This is a genomic window from Streptomyces sp. NPDC060027, assembly GCF_042737005.1.
Taxonomy (GTDB): Bacteria; Actinomycetota; Actinomycetes; order Streptomycetales; family Streptomycetaceae; genus Streptomyces.
On record NZ_JBHWVI010000379.1, the window covers coordinates 1 to 4,672 of the forward strand.

A 4,672-nucleotide genomic window follows, 5' to 3' on the forward strand; every position below is an offset into this window, starting at 1 on the left:
TTGTCCCCCCCCCACCGGGGTGCGGGGGTCATGGGGCCACCCCCGAACCCGGGTCCCGCCGACCCCCCCCCCCGCCCACCCCCCCCCCGTGTCTGTGGCCCCCCCCCCATCGGGGGCGCCCCCACTTCTTTCAGCTACTTGCTAGCGGAGAGCTTTCAGCTCTGGCCGCCGGCGAGCTTCTCGCGGAGGGCAGCCAGCGCCTCGTCCGACGCCAGGGCGCCGGAGTTGTCGTCCGACTCCGAGGAGTAGGAGCCGCCGCCGCCGCCACCGGAGGCAGCCGGAGCCGCACTCGTGGAGGTGGCACCCTCGGCCTCGGCCTGCGCGTCGGCCTCGCGGGACTTGATGACCTGGGCCTGGTGCTGCTCGAAGCGCTGCTGCGCCTCGGCGTACTGCGTCTCCCACACCTCACGCTGGGACTCGAAGCCCTCGAGCCAGTCGTTGGTCTCGGGGTCGAAGCCCTCGGGGTAGATGTAGTTGCCCTGGTCGTCGTACGACGCGGCCATGCCGTACAGGGTCGGGTCGAAGTCGACCGACGCCGGGTCGGCACCGAAGGCCTCGTTGGCCTGCTTCAGCGAGAGGCTGATGCGGCGGCGCTCGAGGTCGATGTCGATGACCTTGACGAAGATCTCGTCGTTGACCTGGACGACCTGCTCCGGGATCTCCACGTGGCGCTCGGCCAGCTCGGAGATGTGGACCAGACCCTCGATGCCCTCGTCCACACGGACGAACGCACCGAACGGGACGAGCTTCGTGACCTTACCCGGGACGACCTGACCGATCTGGTGCGTCCGGGCGAACTGCTGCCACGGGTCTTCCTGCGTCGCCTTGAGCGACAGCGAGACACGCTCGCGGTCCATGTCGACGTCGAGGACCTCGACGGTGACTTCCTGGCCGACCTCGACAACCTCGGAGGGGTGGTCGATGTGCTTCCAGGAGAGCTCGGAGACGTGCACCAGACCGTCGACGCCACCCAGGTCCACGAAGGCACCGAAGTTGACGATCGAGGAGACGACGCCGGAGCGGACCTGACCCTTCTGGAGGGTCGTGAGGAACGTCTGGCGGACCTCGGACTGGGTCTGCTCCAGCCAGGCACGGCGGGACAGGACCACGTTGTTGCGGTTCTTGTCCAGCTCGATGATCTTGGCCTCGAGCTCCTTGCCCACGTAGGGCTGGAGGTCGCGGACACGGCGCATCTCGACGAGAGAAGCCGGCAGGAAGCCACGGAGGCCGATGTCAAGGATGAGTCCACCCTTGACGACCTCGATGACGGTGCCGGTGACGATGCCGTCCTCTTCCTTGATCTTCTCGATGGTGCCCCAGGCGCGCTCGTACTGGGCACGCTTCTTCGAGAGGATCAGGCGGCCTTCCTTGTCCTCCTTCTGGAGAACAAGGGCTTCGATCTCGTCGCCGACCTTGACGACCTCGTTCGGGTCGACGTCGTGCTTGATCGAGAGCTCGCGGCTCGGGATGACACCTTCGGTCTTGTAACCGATGTCGAGCAGGACCTCGTCCCGGTCGACCTTCACGATGACGCCGTCGACGATGTCGCCGTCGTTGAAGTACTTGATCGTCTCGTCGATCGCGGCGAGGAATGCTTCCTCGTTACCGATGTCGTTGACCGCTACCTGCGGCGTGGTAGAGGTGGTCTCGGTGCTGCTCGTCATGTGGGAAAGGGCTCCGGTACGGACAGTGAGTCGTAGGTACTGCTTACGCCGGGAGCCCGTTTCGCTCTGTAGAAGGCCGGACAGCCAAGGAAGCGCCAAACCCGGCCAAGCCGGAGGCGCCTCGAAAACCGAGGGGACATACATACAGATGCGAGCGCAGCCTGCTACGTCTGAGGAGCGCAGGCCCGCAGCGCAACTTGTAGCATACGGGGGCAGCCGGGCAGGGTCAATGCGCGAAGGCGCACACCCGGGGCGGATCGCCGCAATCCCGGCACAAGACCTGTCTCACAAGGCCACGCGGGCAGTAGGACGCCTCTTTCGTGACACGCCCGAGACGGGTTGGACGGAAGAGTACGACGAGGGAGCCGATCATCCAAGAGCCCGAACCGTTCGAACCGGAAGCCACCCGACGTGACGCGGACCTCATCGAGAGTTCCCGGGCGAATCGGGGCTGGTGGGACCGGAACGCGGACGACTACCAGATCGAACACGGCACGTTCCTCGGCGACGACCGATTCGTGTGGTGCCCCGAGGGCCTGGACGAGGTGGAGGCCGAGCTGCTCGGCCCTCCGGAGGACCTCAAGGGCAAGGACATCCTGGAGATCGGCGCCGGCGCGGCACAGTGCTCGCGCTGGCTGGCCGGACAGGGCGCGCGTCCGGTCGCCCTGGACCTCTCCCACCGCCAGCTCCAGCACGCCCTGCGCATCGGGGGCACCGTGCCCCTGGTGGAGGCGGACGCGAGCGCACTGCCGTTCGCCGACGGCTCCTTCGACCTCGCGTGCTCGGCGTACGGCGCGCTGCCGTTCGTCGCCGACCCGGTGCTGGTGCTGCGGGAGGTCCACCGGGTGCTGCGCCCGGGCGGCCGTTTCGTCTTCTCCGTCACGCACCCGGTCCGCTGGGCGTTCCCGGACGAGCCGGGTCCCGAGGGTCTGACGGTGTCCGCGTCCTACTTCGACCGCACTCCGTACGTGGAGCAGGACGACGAGGGCCGCGCGGTCTACGTCGAGCACCACAGGACGGTCGGCGACCGGGTCCGCGACGTGGTGGCCGGCGGCTTCCGCCTGGTCGACATCGTCGAGCCGGAGTGGCCCGCCTGGAACACCCAGGAGTGGGGCGGCTGGTCCCCGCTGCGCGGCAACCTCATTCCGGGCACGGCGATCTTCGTCTGCGAACGGGGCTGACGTAAGGGACTCCGGTCCGAAGGGGCGCGAGTGCGGGGCTGCGGCCTGAACGGCTTCGAGCGAAGAGGCACGCGCGCGTGAGGCGTGCGAGGGCGCACGCGTACCGCACGCGCGTGTGGCCCGTCGTACCGACGGCGCCCCCCCGCCCGCGCGAAGGGCCGTCCCGAGGCTCGTGGGCGGCCGGTTCGGCGCCGGTACGAGTTGACGCCCGTACGAGACTGGGGGCGTGATCCGTTACGACGCCCTGGACGTGCTGCCCGTACGCAGTGCCCTGCCCGGTCTGGACGATGCCCTGGAGGGGCACGGCGGCGCGGTGCTGGTGGCGCCGCCCGGCACCGGCAAGACGACGCTGGTGCCGCTGGCCCTGGCGGGTCTCCTGGACGACGGGCGCCCGGCGCGCCGGGTGGTGGTGGCCGAGCCCCGGCGGATCGCGGCCCGGGCCGCCGCGCGGCGGATGGCGTGGCTGCTGGGCGAGCGGGTCGGTGAAAGCGTCGGCTTCACGGTGCGCGGGGAGCGGGTGGTCGGCCCCCGCGCGCGCGTGGAGGTCGTCACGACCGGGGTCCTGCTCCAGCGGCTGCAGCGGGACCAGGAGCTGGCGGGCGTCGACGTGGTCGTGCTCGACGAGTGCCATGAGCGGCATCTGGACGCCGACACGGTGGCCGCGTTCCTGCTGGACGTGCGGGCCGCGCTCCGGCCCGAGCTGCGGCTGGTCGCCGCGTCCGCCACGACGGACGCCGGGGGCTGGGCGCGACTGCTGGGCGACGCGCCGGTGGTCGAGGCGGAGGGTGTCTCGTATCCGGTCGAGGTGGTGTGGTCGCCGCCCGCGCGCCCCGTACGGCCGCCGCACGGGATGCGGGTGGACCCGGCGCTGCTGACGCATGTGGCGTCCACGGTGCGGCGGGCGCTGGCCGAGCGCTCGGGGGATGTCCTGTGCTTCCTTCCCGGGGTCGGGGAGATCGCGCGGGTCGCCGGGCAGCTGGGCGGTCTCGGGGACGTCGATGTGCTTCAGGTGCACGGGCGGGCTCCGGCCGCCGTGCAGGACGCGGTGCTCGCGCCCGGTGCGCGGCGCCGGGTGGTCCTCGCGACCTCGGTGGCCGAGTCGTCGCTGACGGTTCCCGGGGTGCGGGTGGTCGTGGACTCGGGACTGGCGCGGGAGCCGCGGGTGGACCACGCGCGCGGGTTGAGCGCCCTGGCGACCGTACGGGCCTCGCAGGCGGCCGGACGCCAGCGGGCGGGGCGGGCCGGGCGTGAGGCACCGGGCGCGGTGTACCGGTGCTGGGCGGAGGCGGAGGACGGCCGTCTGACGCGGTACCCGGCCCCCGAGATCAAGGTGGCCGATCTGACGGCGTTCGCCCTCCAGGCCGCCTGCTGGGGCGATCCGGAGGCGACGGGGCTGGCCCTGCTGGATCCGCCGCCGGGCGGGGCGATGGCGGCGGCGCGGGCCGTCCTGTCGGCCGTGGGCGCGGTCGACGCCGCGGGACGGGCCACGGAACGCGGTGTGCGCATGTCCCGCCTGGGTCTGCACCCCCGGCTCGCCCGGGCGCTGCTGGACGCGACCCCGGTGGTGGGCGTGGCGCGGGCCGCCGACGTGGTCGCCCTGCTCAGCGAGGAGCCCCCGCGCGAGTACGGCGACGACCTGGCCGCCGCCTGGCGCACCGCCCGGCGTGGGGGCGACGCCTACGCGGCCCGCTGGCGCACCGAGTCGCGCCGTCTTCGCTCCGCGGCGTCCGGCGCCGGGCCTGCCTCCGGCTCCCCTTCTTCTCCCACGACACGCGCCGGGGGGCCGGGGCACGGAGGGGACGGTGACCGCGCCCCGGCCCCCCTGTC

General features: G+C 71.9%; 3 protein-coding genes. 2 read left to right on the forward strand and 1 reads right to left on the reverse strand.

Annotated elements, in window-relative coordinates; genetic code table 11:
- Nucleotides 1-155 precede the first annotated feature (155 nt).
- The gene (gene rpsA, locus ACFWBT_RS41890) at nt 156-1,664 is read right to left on the reverse strand and encodes a 30S ribosomal protein S1 (protein ID WP_385709746.1); all 1,509 of its coding nucleotides are present in this window, start codon (nt 1,662-1,664) and stop codon (nt 156-158) included.
- A 320-nt stretch (nt 1,665-1,984) separates the two neighbouring features.
- Between rpsA and ACFWBT_RS41895 the strand changes: the two genes are divergently transcribed.
- Together ACFWBT_RS41895 and ACFWBT_RS41900 are read left to right on the forward strand one after the other, a co-directional pair.
- Nucleotides 1,985-2,845 carry a class I SAM-dependent methyltransferase gene (locus tag ACFWBT_RS41895; protein WP_385709749.1) on the forward strand — a complete coding sequence of 287 codons (861 nt, stop codon included), beginning with the start codon at nt 1,985-1,987 and terminating at the stop codon, nt 2,843-2,845.
- 226 nt (nt 2,846-3,071) lie between these two features.
- Nucleotides 3,072-4,672: DEAD/DEAH box helicase (locus ACFWBT_RS41900; protein ID WP_385709752.1), on the forward strand; the 1,601-nt coding region annotated here is incomplete at its 3' end.

Bases quoted from the DNA above. Each gene is read 5' to 3' on its own strand.
- rpsA (WP_385709746.1), bottom strand. From the start codon at position 1,664: ATGACGAGCAGCACCGAGACCACCTCTACCACGCCGCAGGTAGCGGTC.